This is a genomic window from Curtobacterium sp. ME12, from assembly GCF_903970855.1.
GTDB lineage: Bacteria > Actinomycetota > Actinomycetes > Actinomycetales > Microbacteriaceae > Curtobacterium > Curtobacterium poinsettiae_A.
This window is the reverse complement of sequence record NZ_CAJCKD010000002.1, coordinates 1-19,234: the sequence shown is the minus strand read 5'-3', so window position 1 is coordinate 19,234 and position 19,234 is coordinate 1. Positions and strand designations below refer to the sequence as shown.

Annotated in this window: 26 protein-coding genes; 25 read left to right on the top strand and 1 reads right to left on the bottom strand. The window is 68.8% G+C overall.

From position 1 onward, the window contains the following. Position 1: 1 nt before the first annotated feature. From rplP to map, 15 genes are all read left to right on the top strand, one after another. A complete protein-coding gene (gene rplP / locus H7A73_RS01490) occupies positions 2–421 on the top strand; it encodes a 50S ribosomal protein L16 (RefSeq protein WP_017885526.1) in 420 nt (139 codons plus the stop codon). Next, positions 421–741 carry a 50S ribosomal protein L29 gene (gene rpmC / locus H7A73_RS01485; protein WP_017885525.1) on the top strand — a complete coding sequence of 107 codons (321 nt, stop codon included), beginning with the start codon at positions 421–423 and terminating at the stop codon, positions 739–741. The genes rplP and rpmC overlap by 1 nt, the downstream gene beginning before the upstream one ends. Further along, a complete protein-coding gene (gene rpsQ, locus H7A73_RS01480) occupies positions 741–1,025 on the top strand; it encodes a 30S ribosomal protein S17 (protein ID WP_017885524.1) in 285 nt (94 codons plus the stop codon). Before rpmC ends, rpsQ begins: the two co-directional genes overlap by 1 nt. A gap of 31 nt (positions 1,026–1,056) precedes the next feature. Continuing rightward, positions 1,057–1,425 carry a 50S ribosomal protein L14 gene (gene rplN / locus H7A73_RS01475; protein WP_017885523.1) on the top strand — a complete coding sequence of 123 codons (369 nt, stop codon included), beginning with the start codon at positions 1,057–1,059 and terminating at the stop codon, positions 1,423–1,425. 3 nt (positions 1,426–1,428) lie between these two features. Continuing rightward, entirely contained in the window at positions 1,429–1,788 is a 360-nt protein-coding gene (rplX, locus tag H7A73_RS01470) for a 50S ribosomal protein L24 (RefSeq protein WP_017885522.1), read from the top strand. Then, positions 1,788–2,378 carry a 50S ribosomal protein L5 gene (gene rplE, locus H7A73_RS01465; RefSeq protein WP_182064358.1) on the top strand — a complete coding sequence of 197 codons (591 nt, stop codon included), beginning with the start codon at positions 1,788–1,790 and terminating at the stop codon, positions 2,376–2,378. Before rplX ends, rplE begins: the two co-directional genes overlap by 1 nt. A gap of 153 nt (positions 2,379–2,531) precedes the next feature. Beyond that, the gene (rpsH, locus tag H7A73_RS01460; RefSeq protein WP_017885519.1) at positions 2,532–2,930 is read left to right on the top strand and encodes a 30S ribosomal protein S8; all 399 of its coding nucleotides are present in this window, start codon (positions 2,532–2,534) and stop codon (positions 2,928–2,930) included. Between the two features lie 6 nt (positions 2,931–2,936). Continuing rightward, positions 2,937–3,473 (top strand): 50S ribosomal protein L6, encoded by a 537-nt coding sequence (rplF, locus tag H7A73_RS01455; RefSeq protein ID WP_017885518.1) that lies wholly within the window; start codon positions 2,937–2,939, stop codon positions 3,471–3,473. A gap of 2 nt (positions 3,474–3,475) precedes the next feature. After that, positions 3,476–3,850, top strand: coding sequence for a 50S ribosomal protein L18 (gene rplR, locus H7A73_RS01450; RefSeq protein ID WP_027466725.1), 375 nt, complete (start codon positions 3,476–3,478; stop codon positions 3,848–3,850). Next, complete coding sequence (gene rpsE, locus H7A73_RS01445; protein ID WP_182064357.1) at positions 3,847–4,674, top strand: 30S ribosomal protein S5; 828 nt, start codon at positions 3,847–3,849, stop codon at positions 4,672–4,674. Before rplR ends, rpsE begins: the two co-directional genes overlap by 4 nt. Next, on the top strand, positions 4,674–4,859 hold the full coding sequence (rpmD, locus tag H7A73_RS01440) for a 50S ribosomal protein L30 (protein WP_017885515.1): 186 nt from the start codon (positions 4,674–4,676) through the stop codon (positions 4,857–4,859). Before rpsE ends, rpmD begins: the two co-directional genes overlap by 1 nt. Continuing rightward, positions 4,856–5,320, top strand: a complete 465-nt coding sequence (gene rplO, locus H7A73_RS01435; protein WP_027466723.1) for a 50S ribosomal protein L15 — start codon at positions 4,856–4,858, stop codon at positions 5,318–5,320. Before rpmD ends, rplO begins: the two co-directional genes overlap by 4 nt. A 147-nt stretch (positions 5,321–5,467) precedes the next feature. Continuing rightward, positions 5,468–6,790, top strand: a complete 1,323-nt coding sequence (secY, locus tag H7A73_RS01430; RefSeq protein ID WP_027466722.1) for a preprotein translocase subunit SecY — start codon at positions 5,468–5,470, stop codon at positions 6,788–6,790. After that, positions 6,787–7,377, top strand: a complete 591-nt coding sequence (locus H7A73_RS01425) for an adenylate kinase (protein WP_182064356.1) — start codon at positions 6,787–6,789, stop codon at positions 7,375–7,377. Before secY ends, H7A73_RS01425 begins: the two co-directional genes overlap by 4 nt. Before the next feature lie 5 nt (positions 7,378–7,382). Then, complete coding sequence (gene map, locus H7A73_RS01420) at positions 7,383–8,216, top strand: type I methionyl aminopeptidase (protein ID WP_411468981.1); 834 nt, start codon at positions 7,383–7,385, stop codon at positions 8,214–8,216. A gap of 138 nt (positions 8,217–8,354) precedes the next feature. Here map and H7A73_RS01415 read toward each other — a convergent pair whose 3' ends face one another. Beyond that, positions 8,355–9,650: an LCP family protein gene (locus tag H7A73_RS01415; protein WP_182064355.1), complete on the bottom strand. Its 1,296-nt coding sequence runs from the start codon at positions 9,648–9,650 to the stop codon at positions 8,355–8,357. A 294-nt stretch (positions 9,651–9,944) separates the two neighbouring features. Between H7A73_RS01415 and infA the strand changes: the two genes are divergently transcribed. The 10 genes from infA to H7A73_RS01365 form a co-directional block, all read left to right on the top strand. After that, positions 9,945–10,166: a translation initiation factor IF-1 gene (gene infA, locus H7A73_RS01410; protein ID WP_017885509.1), complete on the top strand. Its 222-nt coding sequence runs from the start codon at positions 9,945–9,947 to the stop codon at positions 10,164–10,166. A gap of 70 nt (positions 10,167–10,236) precedes the next feature. Continuing rightward, complete coding sequence (gene rpmJ / locus H7A73_RS01405) at positions 10,237–10,353, top strand: 50S ribosomal protein L36 (RefSeq protein ID WP_022903266.1); 117 nt, start codon at positions 10,237–10,239, stop codon at positions 10,351–10,353. Between the two features lie 186 nt (positions 10,354–10,539). Further along, a complete protein-coding gene (gene rpsM / locus H7A73_RS01400; protein ID WP_017885508.1) occupies positions 10,540–10,914 on the top strand; it encodes a 30S ribosomal protein S13 in 375 nt (124 codons plus the stop codon). 9 nt (positions 10,915–10,923) lie between these two features. After that, entirely contained in the window at positions 10,924–11,322 is a 399-nt protein-coding gene (rpsK, locus tag H7A73_RS01395; protein ID WP_017885507.1) for a 30S ribosomal protein S11, read from the top strand. A gap of 205 nt (positions 11,323–11,527) precedes the next feature. Continuing rightward, positions 11,528–12,523, top strand: a complete 996-nt coding sequence (locus H7A73_RS01390) for a DNA-directed RNA polymerase subunit alpha (protein ID WP_017885506.1) — start codon at positions 11,528–11,530, stop codon at positions 12,521–12,523. A 63-nt stretch (positions 12,524–12,586) separates the two neighbouring features. Then, the gene (gene rplQ, locus H7A73_RS01385; RefSeq protein WP_071245471.1) at positions 12,587–13,165 is read left to right on the top strand and encodes a 50S ribosomal protein L17; all 579 of its coding nucleotides are present in this window, start codon (positions 12,587–12,589) and stop codon (positions 13,163–13,165) included. A gap of 141 nt (positions 13,166–13,306) precedes the next feature. Then, positions 13,307–14,425 (top strand): FUSC family protein, encoded by a 1,119-nt coding sequence (locus tag H7A73_RS01380; RefSeq protein WP_182064354.1) that lies wholly within the window; start codon positions 13,307–13,309, stop codon positions 14,423–14,425. Between the two features lie 76 nt (positions 14,426–14,501). Beyond that, on the top strand, positions 14,502–15,410 hold the full coding sequence (gene truA / locus H7A73_RS01375; RefSeq protein ID WP_259362646.1) for a tRNA pseudouridine(38-40) synthase TruA: 909 nt from the start codon (positions 14,502–14,504) through the stop codon (positions 15,408–15,410). Beyond that, positions 15,407–16,150 carry an MBL fold metallo-hydrolase gene (locus tag H7A73_RS01370; protein WP_182064353.1) on the top strand — a complete coding sequence of 248 codons (744 nt, stop codon included), beginning with the start codon at positions 15,407–15,409 and terminating at the stop codon, positions 16,148–16,150. Before truA ends, H7A73_RS01370 begins: the two co-directional genes overlap by 4 nt. Before the next feature lie 130 nt (positions 16,151–16,280). Beyond that, a partial coding sequence (locus tag H7A73_RS01365) for an ExeM/NucH family extracellular endonuclease (protein ID WP_182064352.1) occupies positions 16,281–19,234 on the top strand: 2,954 nt, incomplete at its 3' end.

The window sequence follows — 19,234 nt, the reverse complement described above, 5'->3', positions numbered from 1 at the left end:
CATGCTTATTCCCCGTCGAGTCAAGCACCGCAAGCAGCACCACCCGAAGCGTTCGGGTCAGGCCACCGGTGGTACCAAGGTCAGCTTCGGCGACTACGGCATCCAGGCCCTCACCCCGGCGTACGTGACCAACCGTCAGATCGAGTCCGCTCGTATCGCCATGACGCGTCACATCAAGCGTGGTGGCAAGGTCTGGATCAACATCTACCCGGACCGTCCGCTGACCAAGAAGCCCGCCGAGACCCGCATGGGTTCCGGTAAGGGTTCGCCCGAGTGGTGGGTCGCGAACGTGAAGCCGGGCCGGGTGCTCTTCGAGCTCTCCGGCGTCAGCGAGGAGATCGCCCGTGAGGCGTTGACTCGTGCAATCCACAAGCTGCCCCTCAAGGCACGCATCATCAAGCGCGAGGAGGGCGACGCATAATGGCGATCGGTTCCAAGGAGCTCCGTCCGACGGAGCTCGACACGTTCGAGAACGAGCGTCTCGCTGACGAGCTGAAGAAGGCCAAGGAGGAACTCTTCAACCTCCGCTTCCAGTCGGCCACCGGCCAGCTGGAGAGCCACGGTCGTCTCCGTGCCGTCAAGCGCGACATCGCCCGCATCTACACCGTCCTCCGCGAGCGCGAGCTCGGCATCCGTGCCACTCCCGCGCCCGTCGAGACCGCCCCCAAGGCCAAGAAGACGACGAAGAAGGCTGACAAGCCGGCCGAGTCGACCGAGGCCGAGACCGCCGAGGAGAAGTAATGGCGAACGAAGAGAAGAACTCCGCCGCCCTCACTCGCGGCTACCGCAAGACGCGTCGCGGCTACGTGACGAGCGACAAGATGGACAAGACCATCGTGGTCGAGGTCGAGGACCGCGTGAAGCACGCGCTCTACGGCAAGATCATCCGTCGCACGTCCAAGGTGAAGGCCCACGACGAGCTCGGCACCGCTGGTGTCGGCGACCTCGTCGTGATCAGCGAGACCCGTCCCCTCAGCGCGTCCAAGCGCTGGCGCCTGGTCGAGATCCTCGAGAAGGCCAAGTAGGCCTCGGCCTGCTTCGGAATAGGAGACAGCAGTGATTCAGCAGGAATCCCGCCTGAAGGTCGCCGACAACACGGGTGCCAAGGAGATCTTGACCATCCGCGTGCTCGGTGGCTCGGGTCGTCGCTACGCCGGCCTCGGTGACGTCATCGTCGCCACGGTGAAGGACGCCATCCCCGGCGGCAACGTGAAGAAGGGTGACGTCGTCAAGGCGGTCATCGTTCGCACCAAGAAGGAGACCCGTCGTCAGGACGGCTCCTACATCAAGTTCGACGAGAACGCGGCAGTGATCCTCAAGGCCGACGGCGACCCGCGCGGCACGCGCATCTTCGGTCCGGTCGGTCGCGAGCTCCGTGACAAGAAGTTCATGAAGATCATCTCGCTCGCGCCGGAGGTGCTGTAAGCCATGGCGAACATCAAGAAGGGTGACCTCGTCCAGGTCATCACGGGCGCGACGCAGGAGCGTGGCGGCGACCGTGGCAAGCAGGGCAAGGTCATCGAGGTCCTCAAGGACAAGAACCGCGTCGTCGTCGAGGGCGTGAACTTCGTCACGAAGCACGTCCGCGTCGGTCAAACGCAGCGTGGTTCGAAGACCGGTGGCATCGAGCAGCACGAAGCCTCGATCCACGTCTCGAACGTCGCACTCGTCGACCCGAAGACGAAGAAGCCGACGCGTGTCGGCTTCCGCACCGAAGAGGTGGAGAAGGACGGCGTCAAGAAGACCGTCCGTGTCCGCTACGCGAAGAAGTCTGGTGAGAAGCTCTGATGACTGACACGACTGCTGCGCCCGCTGGCAAGGTCCAGCCGCGCCTCAAGCAGAAGTACCTGGCCGAGATCAAGTCGGCCCTCACCGAGCAGTTCGGTTACGCGAACGTCAACCAGGTCCCCGGCCTGGTCAAGGTCGTCGTGAACACCGGTGTCGGCGAGGCCGCTCGTGACTCCAAGATCATCGAGGGGGCCATCAAGGACCTCACGGCGATCACGGGTCAGAAGCCCCAGGTCAACATCGCCCGCAAGTCCATCGCACAGTTCAAGCTGCGCGAGGGTCAGGCCATCGGCGCGCACGTCACCCTCCGCGGTGACCGCGCGTGGGAGTTCCTGGACCGCCTGGTCACGCTCGCACTGCCCCGCATCCGCGACTTCCGCGGTCTCAGCGACAAGCAGTTCGACGGCAACGGCAACTACACGTTCGGTCTCACGGAGCAGTCCGTGTTCCACGAGATCGACCAGGACCGCATCGACCGTGTCCGCGGCTTCGACATCACTGTCGTGACCACCGCGAAGACGGACGACGAGGGACGCGCGCTGCTCCGCCAGCTCGGCTTCCCGTTCCGCTCCAACGAGCAGACGGTCTAAACTACTTCGGGCGGTGCGGGCCGGAGGATTCACGTCCTCCGGCCCGCACGCACGAACACACCGATCTCGGGGAACCGCCCCGGGATCACTCGATCGCTCAGGTCGGCATTCGTGGAACGGGTGTCGAAACCAGGCGAGAAATGGACGAACATCATGACGATGACCGATCCGGTCGCAGACATGCTGACCAGATTGCGGAACGCGAACTCCGCGCACCACGACGCAGTCGCGCTCCCGAGCTCCAAGCTCAAGAAGAACATCGCCGACATCCTCAAGCGTGAGGGCTACATCAGCGAGTGGAAGGTGGAGGACGCCCGAGTCGGGCAGACCCTCACCATCGACCTGAAGTACGGCCCCGAGCGCGAGCGTTCGATCGCCGGCATCAAGCGCGTCTCGAAGCCGGGCCTCCGGGTCTACGCGAAGTCGACGGAGATCCCCCAGGTCCTCGGTGGCCTCGGCGTGGCGATCCTCTCGACCTCCTCCGGCCTCCTGACCGACCGCGAAGCCGAGCAGAAGGGCGTGGGTGGGGAAGTCCTCGCCTACGTGTGGTGATCGACAATGTCACGAATCGGACGTCTCCCCATCGACATCCCCGCCGGCGTCACCGTCTCCGTTGACGGTCAGAACGTGGCGGTCAAGGGCCCGAAGGGCGAGCTCGCGCTCGTCATCGCCGAGCCCATCCAGGCCAAGGTCGAGGAGAACCAGGTCCTCGTCACCCGTCCGGACGACGAGCGCGAGTCGCGTTCGCTCCACGGACTGACCCGGACCCTCATCGCCAACAACATCATCGGCGTGACCCAGGGCTACACCAAGGGCCTCGAGGTCGTCGGTACCGGTTACCGTGTCGCGGCCAAGGGCTCGAACCTCGAGTTCGCGCTCGGGTACTCCCACTCGATCACGGTCGAGCCGCCGGCGGGCATCAGCTTCGCGGTGGAGGGCAACAACAAGGTCACCGTCGCCGGTATCGACAAGCAGGCTGTCGGCGAGGTCGCCGCGAACATCCGGAAGCTCCGGAAGCCCGAGCCCTACAAGGGCAAGGGTGTCCGTTACGCCGGCGAGAACGTGCGCCGCAAGGCCGGAAAGTCAGGTAAGTGATCATGGGACTCCTCAAGACACGAGGCAAGAGCAAGGCGGCCGCCAAGGCGCGTCGTCACAACCGTCTCCGCAAGAAGATCACCGGCACCGAGGCTCGTCCCCGTCTCGCCGTCACCCGCTCGTCGCGTCACGTGTTCGTGCAGGTCATCGACGACTCGAAGGGTCACACCCTCGCCAGCGCCTCGACGATGGAGGCAGACCTCCGCTCGTTCGACGGCGACAAGACCGCCAAGGCCCGTCGCGTCGGTGAGCTCCTCGCCGAGCGCGCGAAGTCGGCTGGCGTCGAGGCCGTGGTCTTCGACCGCGGTGGCAGCAAGTACGCCGGTCGCGTCGCCGCGATCGCCGATGGTGCCCGTGAAGGAGGGCTGAACCTGTGAGCGACAACGCGAACACCAACGAAGACGCCAAGACCGAGGCCGTCGAGGCCACGGCAACCGAGGCCGTCGAGACCACCGAGGCGAGCACGGAGGCCACGGCCACCGAGGCGACCGCCGAGGGCGCCAAGACCGGCAAGGAGGCGGAGGCACCTGCCGTCGCCGAGCGTCCGGTCGAGACCGCCGCGGGCTCCGCGTCCAACAACCGCGACTCCGCCGACAACCGTGGCCGTCGTGGTGGCGGTCGTGACCGTCAGCAGGGCCGCGACCGCAACAACCGCGGTGGCGACAGCCAGTTCCTCGAGCGCGTGGTGACCATCAACCGCGTCTCGAAGGTCGTCAAGGGTGGTCGTCGCTTCAGCTTCACGGCGCTCGTCGTCGTCGGTGACGGCAACGGCCTCGTGGGCGTCGGCTACGGCAAGGCCAAGGAGGTCCCCACGGCGATCTCCAAGGGTGTCGAAGAGGCGAAGAAGAACTTCTTCCGCGTCCCCCGCGTCGGCAACACGATCCCGCACCCGGTGCAGGGTGAAGCCGCCGCTGGCGTCGTCCTCCTGCGCCCGGCCGGCCCCGGTACCGGTGTCATCGCCGGTGGTCCGGTCCGCGCCGTGCTCGAGTGCGCCGGCATCCACGACGTCCTGAGCAAGTCGCTCGGCTCGTCGAACACCATCAACATCGTGCACGCGACCGTCGAGGCCCTGAAGCAGCTCGAGGAGCCCCGCGCCGTCGCGAGCCGTCGTGGCCTCGACGTCGAGCGGGTCGTCCCGGCCCGTCTGCTCCAGGCCGAGGCCGCAGCCCTGCGTGCCGCGACCGAGAAGGCAGGTGCGTGATGGCGATGCTGAAGATCACGCAGATCAAGTCCGTTATCAGCGAGAAGCAGTACCAGCGCGACACCCTGCGCAGCCTGGGCCTCAAGCGCATCGGCCGTTCGGTCGAGCGTGAGGACAACTCCCAGAACCGCGGGTACATCGCGACGGTGGCGCACCTCGTGAAGGTCGAGGAGGTCGACGCATGAGCGACGAGAAGAACGAGCGCGTGCAGGTGCTGAAGCTGCACCACCTCCGTCCTGCAGAGGGTGCCAAGAAGGACCGCACCCGCGTGGGTCGTGGTGAGGGCTCGAAGGGCAAGACCGCTGGGCGTGGTACCAAGGGCACGAAGGCCCGTTACCAGGTCCGGGTCGGCTTCGAGGGTGGGCAGATGCCGCTGCACATGCGCACCCCGAAGCTCCGTGGGTTCAAGAACCCGTTCCGGGTCGAGTACCAGGTCGTGAACCTGGACAAGATCTCGGAGCTCTACCCCGACGGTGGCGACGTCACCGTTGCGGGCCTGGTCGCCAAGGGCGCCGTCCGCAAGAACGAGAAGGTCAAGGTTCTCGGTCAGGGTGACATCACCGTGAAGATCACGGTCACGGTCGACAAGGTCTCGGCGTCCGCCGCTGAGAAGATCGTGGCTGCTGGCGGCACCGTCTCCCAGTAACCCCCGTCGGCGGCCCGTGCGTTTGCGCACGGGCCGCCGTTACGGTTTCCTTGACAGTGGCCGGCATCCGCCAGCCGGGTCGGCCCTGCCGACCGAAACCGGTCCGGCCGCGATCGACGGCCCCGGTCCCACAAGTTCGGAGTCATCGTGTTCAGAGCGGTCGCGCGCATCATGCGCACCCCTGATCTTCGCAAGAAGATCGGCTTCACCCTCGCGATCATCGCGCTGTTCCGTCTCGGGTCGTACATCCCGGCACCGTTCGTCGACTACGCCGCCGTGCAGAGCTGTCTCGCCAGCGCGTCGTCCTCCGGCGGCCTCTACGACCTGATCAACCTCTTCTCCGGCGGCGCGCTGCTGAAGCTCTCGGTCTTCGCGCTCGGCATCATGCCGTACATCACCTCGTCGATCATCGTGCAGCTCCTGCGTGTGGTCATCCCGCACTTCGACACCCTCTACAAGGAGGGCCAGTCCGGCCAGGCGAAGCTCACGCAGTACACGCGTTACCTCACGATCGCGCTCGGTGTCCTGCAGTCCACGACCCTGATCACGGTGGCCCGCTCCGGCGCGCTGTTCGGCACCAACGCCTCCGCGTCCTGCACGTCGATCATCTCGAACGACAGCTGGTACGCCATCATGCTGATGGTCGTCACGCTGACCGCCGGTACCGGCCTCATCATGTGGATGGGCGAGCTCGTCACCGAGCGCGGCATCGGCAACGGCATGTCGCTCCTGATCTTCACGTCGATCGCGGCGCAGTTCCCGTCGGCGCTCTGGGCGATCGAGCAGTCGCAGTCGTTCGAGCTGTTCCTGTTCGTGATCCTGGTCGGACTCGTGATCATGATGGCCGTCGTGTTCGTCGAGCAGTCACAGCGGCGGATCCCCGTGCAGTACGCCAAGCGCATGGTCGGGCGGCGGACGTACGGCGGCAACAACACCTACATCCCGATCAAGGTGAACATGGCAGGTGTCGTGCCCGTCATCTTCGCGTCGTCGCTGCTGTACCTGCCGGCCCTGATCGCGCAGTTCAACCAGCCGTCGGACGGCTCCGAGCCGGCCGCATGGGTGACCTGGATCCAGAACAACCTGACCTCGGGTGACAACTGGTTCTACATGGTCCTGTACTTCCTGCTCATCGTCGGGTTCACGTACTTCTACGTGGCGATCACCTTCAACCCCGAAGAGGTCGCCGACAACATGAAGAAGTACGGCGGTTTCATCCCCGGCATCCGTGCCGGTCGTCCGACCGCCGAGTACCTCGACTACGTCCTCACCCGGGTGACGCTGCCCGGCTCGCTCTACCTCGGTCTCATCGCGCTCATCCCGCTGGCAGCACTGGCGCTGTTCGGCGCGAACCAGAACTTCCCGTTCGGTGGCGCGAGCATCCTGATCATCGTCGGTGTCGGTCTCGAGACCGTGAAGCAGATCGACTCGCAGCTGCAGCAGCGTCACTACGAAGGGCTTCTCCGTTGAGCGCACGTCTCATCATCGTCGGACCTCCCGGAGCCGGGAAGGGCACCCAGGCCGGCCGCATCGCCGATTCCCTCGGGATCCCTGCGATCTCGACCGGGGACATCTTCCGCAAGAACGTGGCAGAGGGCACGCCCCTCGGTGTGCAGGCGAAGGCGATCATGGACGCCGGTGACTACGTCCCGGACTCCCTGACGAACGAGCTCGTGAAGTCCCGCCTGCAGGAGCCCGACGCCGAGCACGGCTTCCTGCTGGACGGCTACCCGCGTACGGTCGGCCAGGTCGAGTACCTCGACGCACTGCTCGCTGAGCAGGGCGCCGGGATCGACGCCGTGGTGCAGCTCGTCGCCGACCAGGACGAGCTCGTCGGTCGCCTGCTCAAGCGCGCAGAGGACCAGGGCCGCAGCGACGACAACGAGGAGACGATCCGTCGTCGCCAGCAGGTGTACGTCGAGCAGACGGCGCCCATCGTGGCGGCGTACGGCGAGCGTGGCCTCGTGGTCGACGTCGACGGCCTCGGCGCCATCGACGAGGTCGGCGACCGCATCCAGGCCGCGCTGGCGGGCCGCGGGCTCTCCGCGACCGTCTGACCAGCGTGGTGCGGTTCAAGAAGCCCTCGATCTACAAGACCCCGGACGAGCTCCGGGCGATGGTCCGGCCGGGCCTGCTGACCGCCGAGGCGCTCGACGCGGTCCGTGCAGCGATCCGACCGGGCATCGCCACCAGCGAACTCGACGCGATCGCGGAGCGCACCATCCGTGACGGCGGCGGGGTCCCGAACTTCCAGCTCGTGCCCGGCTACCGCCACACGCTGTGCGTGTCGGTGAACGACGAGATCGTGCACGGGATCCCCGGTGACCGCGTGCTCGCGCCCGGTGACATCGTGTCGGTGGACGCCGGCGCCGAGGTCGACGGCTGGAACGGCGACAGCGCGTTCACGACCGTCGTGCCCGGCGGCGACGCAGCGGTCACCTCGGCCCGGCAGACGCTCTGCGACACGACGGAGCGGTCGCTGTGGCACGGCATCGCCGCGCTCGCGCACGCGAAGAACCTGCACGAGGTCGGCTCCGCCGTGGAGGACGCGATCGACGAGACCGGAGCGTGGGGCATCGTCGAGGACTACACCGGCCACGGCATCGGCCGGTCGATGCACGAGGACCCGCCGGTCTTCAACTACCGCGTCCGAGGTGCCGGCCCTGCGGTCAAGCCGGGGCTGGTGGTCGCCATCGAGCCCATGGTCACGGCCGGCGCGATCGACAGCTCGACCGACGACGACGACTGGACCGTCCGCACCCTCGACGGCTCCGACGCCGCGCACTGGGAGCACAGCGTGGCAGTGCACGCGGGCGGTGTCTGGGTGCTCACGGCCGCCGACGGCGGCGCTCGGGGCCTGGCCCCGCTGGGTGTGACGCCCGTCCCGATCCCGTAGGACGGGCCTCCAGTCCGCATGCGGTGCCCACGCTGGCTCGCACGATGCGACGGCCAGGAGGCCCGGCTGACGTCCGCCGCGTCGACCACGTCGCGCGGATCCACCGGACCAGTGCCGGGCGCACGCCATGGCGTCGCGTCAGTTGCCGACGGAGCAGGTCTCCTCGGAGGCGCTCTGCCCGGTGATCGACGAGGGCAGCGGCGTCGCCGATGCGGTCGGCGTCCGCGTGGCGGCCGCGCTCGACGTCGCTGACGGCGTGCCGGCGGACGACGAGGTCCCGGTTCCACCAGAGGAGCCGGACGACCCCGAGGAGCCGGACGACCCGGCGCCGCTCGACGTCCCGCCGCTCGACGGCGACTCCTCGGACGCGCGACCGGTGCTCGAGTCGCTCAGCGAGGACCGGACGTCGTTCTGCAGCGCCACGTTCAGGGTGTGGGCCGTCTCCTGGTCGACGATCACCCGGGCGCTGTCGGCCGGGTCATCGGCAACCGGGTACTGCACGAAGAGCATGTTGGCCGTGCTCATCCCGCGCAGCGCCGCGGCGAGCTTGACCAGGGTGCCGGTCTGGGCCAGGCCGTCGGACAGCGTCATGTTGGACAGGGCGGCGCCCGCCAGCTTGTAGAGCGTGATGGGGTTCGAGAGCGTGCCGTCCGAGGTGACCTTGCGGAGGAGCGCCGACAGGAACACTTGCTGCGAGCTGATGCGGGCGAGGTCGCTGCCGTCGCCCACCCCGTGGCGAGTGCGCAGGAAGGCCAGGGCGTCCGAGCCCTCGAGGGAGTGCGAGCCCGTCGTCAGGTGCAGGCCGGTGAACGTGTCGTCGATCGGCTCGGCGACGCAGACGTCCACGCCGCCGAGGGCGTTCGACATCTCGATCACGCCGTCGAAGGTGATGAGCCCGGCGTAGGGGATGCTCAGACCGGTCAGGTTCTCGACGGTGTCCACGACGCAGGAGACGCCGCCGTTGCCGAGTGCGGTGTTGAACATCGCCGAGGTGGACGCGGGGTAGGTCGTGCCGGTCGCGGGGTTCGTGCAGGCCGGGATGGGGACCATCAGGTCCCTGGGGAAGCTGACCGCGGTGAGCTGCTGGTGGTCCGCCGAGATGTGGATGAGCATCGTGACGTCGTTCCGGGCACCCTCGACGTCCTCGTCGGAGTCGAACTGGCCGACCCGGGTGTCGCTGCCGATGAGCAGGATGTTCGCCCCGCCCTTGATCGCCGAGATGTCCGCGGTCTTGGCGGTGCTCTGGTCGTCGGTGCTCAGCGCGACGGTCTGCGGCGCGGTGGCGAGCTGCGCCCCGGCGATCGCGGCGACGCTCGTGCCGCTGACGAGCAGGACGGCCACGGCGGAGGCGACGACGGTGACGAGCGTGCCCCAGCCCCGGCGACGGGCCTGCTTGCCGTGGCTGGCGAAGGGGCGTCGGGTGGCGTCGGGCACGTGTTCTCCGTTCGGTGGTCCGGCGCGAGCTGCTGGTGCGACGGACGTGGCTGCGGAGCAAAACTACGGTTCGCGCGCAAGTGCGCGCCCGGAGCGCGCCGTCAAACCACTGTGGAACGCTCAGGCACGGCTCCGGAAGCCCCAGACGTGGGGTGTTCCGCGCCCCCACTTGGCAATTGCGGGTTTACCACATAAGATCGATCTTTGGTGTGTCATGCCCTCTCGGGTGTGGCGACCGACCCGCAGACCGGTTCGGGGATCACACCTGTTCCACAACCAAGCGACAGTGAGGCTATGGCCAAGAAAGACGGCGTCATCGAGATCGAAGGCTCGGTGCTCGAAGCTCTGCCCAACGCGATGTTCCGCGTTGAGCTGACGAACGGACACAAGGTCCTCGCGCACATCTCCGGGAAGATGCGCCAGCACTACATCCGCATCCTCCCCGAGGACCGCGTGATCGTGGAGCTGAGCCCGTACGACCTGACCCGCGGCCGGATCGTCTACCGCTACAAGTGATCCGCGAGCTGGAAAGGAACGGCACGGCAATCCTGCCGAGCACGAAGCCAGCGAGCACGAGGAAAGAACCATGAAGGTCAACCCCAGCGTCAAGCCCATCTGCGAACACTGCCGTGTGATTCGCCGCAAGGGCCGCGTCATGGTGATCTGCAAGAGCAACCCGCGTCACAAGCAGCGCCAGGGCTAGTCCCGGGCGCGTGACCGGCGCCGACGGTGTCCATCGGACACCAGGCTGCTCGAGCACGACCCACAACTGAAGATCGACAACGCAGTACCAGAACCCGGTCGCACGACGGCCGGGGGACACCTCGGGGCGGAGGCCCGAGCACCGGTACTGCGCCACACCTCCATCGACAACAGGAGCAGCCATCACATGGCACGTCTAGCAGGCGTCGACATCCCGCGCGAGAAGCGCGTGGAGATCGCACTCACGTACATCTACGGCGTCGGCCGTACCCGCGCCGTCCAGGCACTGACGGAGACCGGTATCTCCGGTGACATCCGCGTCAAGGACCTGACCGACGACCAGCTCGTCGCCCTCCGTGACTTCATCGAGGGCAACTTCAAGGTCGAGGGTGACCTCCGCCGTGAGGTCGCCGCCGACATCCGCCGCAAGGTCGAGATCGGCAGCTACGAGGGTCTTCGCCACCGTCGTGGTCTCCCGGTGCGCGGTCAGCGCACCAAGACCAACGCTCGTACCCGCAAGGGACCGAAGCGCACCGTGGCAGGCAAGAAGAAGGCTCGATAGGAGACCCCGATGGCTACCCCCAAGACTGCCGCGCGCAAGCCGCGCCGCAAGGAGAAGAAGAACGTCGCCGTGGGCCAGGCCCACATCAAGAGCACGTTCAACAACACGATCGTCAGCATCACCGACCCGTCGGGTGCCGTCCTCAGCTGGGCGTCCTCGGGTGCCGTGGGCTTCAAGGGTTCGCGCAAGTCGACGCCGTTCGCGGCGCAGCTCGCCGCCGAGTCCGCTGCGCGTCAGGCGCAGGAGCACGGCGTCAAGAAGGTCGACGTCTTCGTGAAGGGCCCGGGTTCGGGTCGCGAGACCGCGATCCGCTCCCTCCAGGCCGCTGGCCTCGAGGTCGGCTCGATCAACGACGTCACGCCGCAGGCGCACAACGGGTGCCGCCCGCCCAAGCGCCGTCGCGTCTGACGCGAGGAGCAACCGGCCGCGCCCTGCTCGTCCCCTGACCGGATCCGTTCCGGCGAGGGCGGGCAGGGCCCGCGGCCATTCCTGGTCGTTCGATCGCGCACGTGTGTGCGCGTGATCACAACTCAACAGACCCGTCGGGGCCCATGCGGCCCCGTCGTACCGCCAAGTGTCATATAGCGGACACTTCGCCGAAAGGAATCCCACAGTGCTCATTGCACAGCGCCCCACCCTGACCGAGGAGCCGATCTCCGAGCACCGCTCGCGCTTCGTCATCGAGCCGCTCGAGCCGGGCTTCGGTTACACCCTCGGCAACTCGCTGCGCCGCACGCTCCTCTCCTCGATCCCCGGCGCGGCTGTCACCAGCATCCGCATCGACGGCGTCCTCCACGAGTTCAGCACCGTTCCCGGTGTCAAGGAAGACGTCACCGAGATCATCCTCAACATCAAGAGCCTGGTCGTCTCCAGCGAGCACGACGAGCCCATCACGGCGTACCTGCGCAAGCAGGGTGCCGGTCAGGTCACCGCAGCGGACATCTCCGCTCCGGCCGGCGTCGAGATCCACAACCCGGAACTCGTCATCGCGACCCTGAACGACACCGCACGCTTCGAGCTCGAGCTCACGATCGAGCGTGGCCGTGGCTACGTCTCGGCGACGCAGAACCGTTCCGAGTTCAGCGAAGCCGGTCAGATCCCGATCGACTCGATCTACTCGCCGGTCCTCAAGGTCACCTACCGCGTCGAGGCGACGCGTGCCGGTGAGCGCACGGACTTCGACCGCCTGGTCGTCGACGTCGAAGCGAAGCCGGCCATCACGCCGCGTGACGCCATCGCGTCGGCTGGTCGCACGCTGGTCGAGCTGTTCGGGCTCGCTCGCGAGCTCAACACGGCGGCCGAGGGCATCGAGATCGGCCCCGCGCCGGTCGACGCCGTGCTCTCGAACGAACTGCAGACCCCGATCGAGGACCTCGACCTGTCGGTCCGCAGCTACAACTGCCTGAAGCGGGAGGGCATCAACACGGTGTCCGAGCTCGTCGCCCTCTCGGAGACGCAGCTCATGAACATCCGCAACTTCGGTCAGAAGTCGGTGGACGAGGTCAAGGACAAGCTCACCGAGCTCGGCCTGTCCCTCAAGGACACCGTCCCCGGATTCGACGGCGCCCACTTCTACAGCGGGTACGACGAGGACGAGTCCAACAACTGACCTCGCGCTCACGCGCACGCGCGCTGACACCGCGCGCACCACTTTCACCACTGGAGAACTGACATGCCGAAGCCCACCAAGGGCCCCCGCCTCGGTGGCGGTCCCGCCCACGAGCGCCTGCTCCTGAGCAACCTCGCCAACGCCCTCTTCACGCACGGTCGCATCACGACCACCGAGACGAAGGCCAAGCGCCTCCGCCCGGTCGCCGAGCGTCTCATCACGTTCGCGAAGCGCGGCGACCTGCACGCGCGTCGTCGTGTGATCAGCATCCTGCGCGACAAGTCCGTCGTGCACACGCTGTTCACCGAGATCGCCCCCCAGGTCGAGGACCGCCAGGGCGGTTACACCCGCATCACGAAGCTCGGCTTCCGCAAGGGCGACAACGCCCCGCTGGCGTCGATCGAGCTCGTCCTCGAGCCCGTCTCGAGCACGCCCGCTCCGGTCAAGCGCAACTCGGCTCCGGCCGCTGCTGCCGCCCCGGTCGACGAGCCCGCCGCTGACGAGACCACCGAGGAGGCCCCGGTCGAGGAGACCGAGACCACCGAGGAGTCCGCACCGGTCGAGACCGAGTCCGAGACCGAGGCTGCTGCCGAGGTCGAGGCCGACGCCGCCGAGAAGTCGGACGACGCCGACACCAAGTAGTCCGGTGCCCTCCGGGGCGCTGCACCACCACGAGGAAGCCCCCGCGACCCAGGTCGCGGGGGCTTCCTCGTGTTCGCAGAGCGGACGGCAGCTGCGGCGTGCCGCGTACGGTGGCCGATCATCAGGACAGGGAAGGAAGTCATGGCGTTCCAGCACGTTGCGGGTCTGGGGACCCGGGTCTGGCGGTGGAGCCGGACCTCGGGCACGCAGCCGCGCCTGCTGCACGCCGGCAAGGCCGCGGCCGCTGCGGTGATCGCCTGGTTCGTGGCGCAGCACATCCCGGGCGTCGCGGCCGAGTACCCGTACTACGCACCACTCGGCGCCGTCGTCGCGATGCAGACCACGGTGTTCGCGGGCATCCGGAGCGGTGTGCAGACCCTGGTCGGGATCGCCCTCGGCATCCTCATCGCCGCGTTCACGATGTGGATCGGCGACCCGGGCTTCCTCGCGATCGCGCTCGCGGTCGGCGTCGGTGTCCTGGTCGGCGGGTTCCGCGTGCTGGGCGAGGGCAGCTCGTGGGTGTCCACTGCGGCGCTCTTCGTCCTGCTCGTCGGCGGCGCGCACGCCGAGGGTTACTCGCTCGGGTACCTCGTGCAGATGGCCGTGGGTGTCGTCGTCGGGCTGCTCGTCAACTTCCTGGTGTTCCCGCCGCTGCACTTCTGGGATGCCGAACACCGCATCGACACGGTGAACGGCGTGCTGGCGGACCACCTCGACGGTCTGGCCACCGTGCTCGAGGAGGGCAAGCGCGACGAGAAGGCCTGGGACCACCAGCAGGACCGTCTGGACCGTGCGATCGCGGACGTGCGGTCGCGGGTGGCGATCGCGCACGAGAGTCGTCGGCTCAACCCCCGTGGTGCGCTGCGCGGGTCCCGAGCGCGGCTGCAGAAGGACGGTGGACGCTTCCGTGCACTGGAGCGGGTCGCCTGGTACACGACCGACCTCACCGAACTCGTGGCACGCTCCGGCCCGGTGTCCGAGGGCGTCGGTCGTCCGGATCCGGCGTTCGCCACCCCCATCGCCGAGGCACTGCGGCAGATCGCCAGCACGATCCGTGGCGACTCCCCGGAGGACCAGGCCGAAGAGGCCATCGCACGACTCGAGCGCGCGCTCGACGCATCACGTGAGAACCCCTCGCACGTCGCGGTCACCTCGGCCGCGCTCGTCGCACTGCGCGGGATCGTCGAGTCGGAACGACGGGCCACCGACGACCTCGACACCCGGACCGGCCCGTCGGCGTTCGGTCGTCCGCGCGGCTGAGTGGGTGCGAGCGGTCGCGGTCCTGCAGACGGAGCGCGGGCCGGGAGGCACGGGTCGCCCCCGCTACGGTGGTCACGTGGACGAGACGGTCGGCTTCCAGGACCCCGACAGCACCGGTGACGTGCGGCTGCGACTGGACATCGCCTACGACGGGGCGGCGTTCTCCGGGTGGGCCCGGCAGCCCGGGCTCCGGACCGTGCAGGGTGCCCTCGAGGCCGCACTCGCCACCGTGTTCACCCGCTGGGGTGAACCGCCGTTGCTCACCGTCGCCGGACGCACCGACGCCGGGGTGCACGCCACCGGGCAGGTCGCGCACCTGGACCTGTCGGCCGAGCAGTGGGCAGCGCTCACCGCCAAGCGCGGGTCGGGCAGGTCACCGCTCGACGGGCTGCTCAAGCGGGTCAACGGCATCGCGGCACCCGAGGGGGACGTCGTCGTGACCGGTGCCTCGGTGGCACCCGCGGGGTTCGACGCCCGGTTCTCCCCGCTGTGGCGCCGGTACGAGTACCGGGTCGCGGACGCCGACGCCCCGCGCGATCCACGTCGTCGTGGGCACACGGTCTGGCACGCGGCGCGGCTCGACCCGGCAGCGATGGAGCGCGGTGCGCTGACGCTGCTCGGGCTGCACGACTTCGCGACGTTCTGCAAGCCGCGCGAGGGGGCGACGACCATCCGGACGTTGCAGCAGTTCCGCTGGGACCGCGAGCCGGACGGCGTGCTGGTGGCGCGCCTCCAGGCCGACGCCTTCTGCCACTCGATGGTGCGGGCCATGGTCGGCGCGACCATCGCCGTCGGCGAGGGCCGCTTCGGCCCGGACCGCCTCGAGGAACTGCGCGTCGCCGAGGAACGCACGAGCGCCTTCAAGACGGCGCCGGCGAAGGGACTGACCCTGACCGAGGTGGGCTACCCGGCCGACGCCGAGCTCGCGGAGCGGGCGGAACAGACCCGGGCCCGACGGTCGGTGGACGGTACCGTCGAGGGATGAGCCCGCGCGAACCCCGTTCCGTCGTGTCCGTCGCCCCCGGAGTCGTCTTCGTCGAGGGCCCCGTGTCCAACTGGGTGGTGCTGGCTGAGGAGGACGGCGTCGCGCTGATCGACGCCGGCTACCCGGCCGACACCGACCTCGTGCTCGACACCGTGCGCGCCGCCGGACACGACCCCGCAGACCTCCGTCGCGTCTACGTGACGCACGGACACGTCGACCACGTCGGCGGCATCCCCGGGATCCTCGAGCGGTACCCCGACGTCGAGGTGCTCGCCCACGCCGACGAGCTCGCCAACGTGCGCGGGCCGGAGCGGCAGCAGGTCACCCCGGCGGAGATCGGCGGCCGGCTCGCCATCCCCCGCGTGCTCGCCTGGCTGGCGCGGGCGATCCGCTCCGACGCCCTCCGACCCACTACCGTGCCGTCCGCTCGCGCGTTCACCGGTGCGGACTTCGCGGGTCGGGCGATCGCGCCGTTCCCGGCCGTCGGCCACACCGACGGCTCGACGGCCTACCTGCTGCCCGCAGCGGACGCGATCGTCACCGGCGACGCGGTCGTCAGTCGGCACGACACCCAGCCCGGGTCGTGGGCCCCGCGGCCGCGGATGATCACGCCGTTCTTCACCGCCGATCAGGACCTGGCGCTCGAGTCAGCACGGGCGCTGCCGTTCCCGGCCCTCGTGCTGCCGGGACACGGACCGGCCGTCCGACGCGTGGGTGGGGCCTGGCTGCCGATCGGCTGATGGTGCCTGAGGCGATCGGCTCATGCCGGGCGATCGGCTGCGCCGCGGAACGCGGTCGGCTCTTGTTGCCGAGCGCAATCATTTACCTCGACGCAACCTGAATGTCCCCGCAGGTCGGTAGCGTGCGGGCATGGCCAACACCCTCGGGCGCACTCTGCTGTGCGCCACGGCGGCCGCGACGCTCCTCGCGGCCCCACTCGTCACCGTCACCGCAGCGACCGCGAACCCCGAGGGGACCGACCTCGTCATCGAGGAGGCCTACCTGAAGGCGGGGAGCAAGGGCGCGTTCTACAACGAGAAGTTCGTCGAGATCGGCAACCCAACCGACGCCGCCGTGTCACTGGACGGGTGGTCGCTGCAGTACCGGTCCGGCACGGGCACCGGCACCTTCTCGGCCAGTACGCTCCAGGGCACCGTGCCGGCGAAGGGCACATTCCTGGTGTCGATGGCGGGCAACGGCGGGGCCACCGCGGCCGGCGAGGACCTGCCCGCCGCCGACGACACCGCGACGCTCAACCCCTCGGGCACCACGGGCACGCTCGTCCTGTCCGACGCCACGGCACCCCTGTCGCTCGCCGCCGGACCCGTCACCACCGGCACCGACGGCGTGGTCGACCTGCTCGGCTACGGTGCCTCGAACACGTTCGAGTCGGCCGTGCGCACCGTGACCGGGGACAACTCCGTCCCGAACGGCCTGGTCCGCCAGGGCACCACGGACACCGACGTCAACGGTGCGGACTTCTCCGTGACGACGACGCTCACCCCGCGGAACGCCGCGGGCGAGACGACGGCACCGACCGAACCCACGGACCCGACCGACCCGGGTGACGGCGGGACCCCCGCGCCCGGCACCCCCGCCGAGACCGTGACCATCGCCCAGCTGCAGGGCACCACGGACACCTCGCCGTACGCCGGCAAGAACGTCACGACCGACGGCGTCGTCACCGCGGTGTACGGCACCGGCGGCTTCAACGGCTACACGATCCAGACCCCCGGCACCGGCGGCGCCATCGACCTCGGTGCCCACACCGCGTCCGACGCGGTGTTCGTCTTCTCGTCGGCCACCGCCGGCCTGGTGCACGAGGGCGACCACGTGCGGGTCACCGGTGCCGTGTCCGAGTACTTCGGCCTGACCGAGCTCACGGTGTCCGGGGCCTCGTCGCTGCAGCAGCTGGACGACACCGTCGCGGCACCGCAGCCGGCCGCGGTCGCGTTCCCGTCGTCCGACACCCAGCGCGAGTCGCTCGAGAGCATGCTCGTCGCTCCCCAGGGGGCGTACACCGTCGCCGACAACTACACGACGAACCAGTACGGCGAGGTCGTGCTCGCCAGCGGCACGAAGCGCCTGATCCAGCCGACCGAGGTCGGCCGACCGGGCAGCGCCGAGGCGAAGGCCGCCGAGGCCGACAATGCCGCGCGCAAGGTCACGCTCGACGACGGCGCGAGCACCAACTTCCTCACCCAGGCGAACCAGGGCATCCCGGTGTCGTGGCTCACCCAGGGCCCGGTCACCGTCGGGGCCGCCGCCACCTTCACCGAGCCGGTCGTCCTCGACTACCGCAACAACGGGTGGAAGTTCCAGCCGACCGCGCCGATCACGGGTGCGACCCCGGCCGCCGAGCTGCCGGCGTCGTTCTCGAAGGTGCGCCAGCCGGCACCGCAGGACGTCGGTGGCGACCTGAAGCTCGCCGGCTTCAACGTGCTCAACTACTTCCCGACCACGGGCGACGAGCTCACCGGCTGCAAGTACTACACGGACCGTGCCGGAGACCCCGTCACGGTGAACTCCGGCTGCGACGCCCGCGGCGCCGCCGAGCAGGAGGACTTCCTGCGCCAGCAGGTCAAGATCGTCAAGGCCATCAACGGCCTGGACGCCGACGTCGTCTCGCTCGAGGAGATCGAGAACTCCGTCCGCTTCGGTCAGGACCGCGACGCCGCCGTGGCCACCCTGGTCGACGCGCTCAACGCCGCCACCGGCCAGGACACCTGGGCCTACGCGAAGTCCCCGGCCGTCGTGCCCGCGAGCGAGGACGTCATCCGCCTCGCCCTGATCTACAAGAAGGAGCGCGTCGAGCCCGTCGGCGAGTCGACGATCCTGCTCGACGACGCGTTCACGAACGCCCGCCAGCCCGTCGCGGACGCGTTCCGCCCGGTCGGCGGCACCGCGGACGACGACTTCCTGGTGATCGCGAACCACTTCAAGTCCAAGGGCTCCGGCACCGGCGAGAACGCCGACCAGGGCGACGGGCAGGGGGCGTCGAACGCCGACCGCGTCGAGCAGGCGAAGGCCCTGGTGACGTTCTCCACCGACATGCAGGAGCAGTACGGCACCGACAAGGTGTTCATGCTCGGCGACTTCAACGCCTACAGCAAGGAGGACCCGGTGGTGGTCCTCGACGAGGCCGGCTACACCGACCTCGGCCCGGCGCTCGACAGCACCGAGTACTCGTACGTGTTCTCCGGCCTGAGCGGCTCGCTCGACCACGTGTTCGCGTCGGAGGCCGCGCTCGAGACGGTCACGGGCGTGGACATCTGGAACATCAACTCGGTCGAGTCGGTGGGCCTGGAGTACAGCCGCTACAACTACAACGCGACGAACCTGTACACCGACGACGTGTACCGGGCGAGCGACCACGATCCGATCCTGGTCGGGTTCGACCTCGACGCCGCGGGCACCGACCCGACGCCGGTACCGACCCCGACCCCGACCCCGACGCCGGTACCGACCCCGACCCCGACGCCGACCCCGATGCCGGTGCCGCCGGTCGACGGGGTCACTCCGCCGGTCGTTCCGGTGGCGCCTTCGGAGTCGCTGTTGACGGAGGCGAGTCGTGGTGGGGTGTCTGCTCCGGCGACCGCTCGTGCGGGGGAGACGATCACGGTGACGGTGGGGACTGCGTCTGCCGGTGACACGGTCAACGTGTGGTTGTTCTCGGAGCCGACGCTGATCGGCACCGCGGTGGTGGCTGCTGATGGGACGGTTCGGGTGACGATCCCGGCGGACACGGCGGCTGGTGTGCACCGGTTGGCGGTGACGGCTGCGGACGGGAGTCTGATCGGTTGGACCCCGATCACGATCACCGT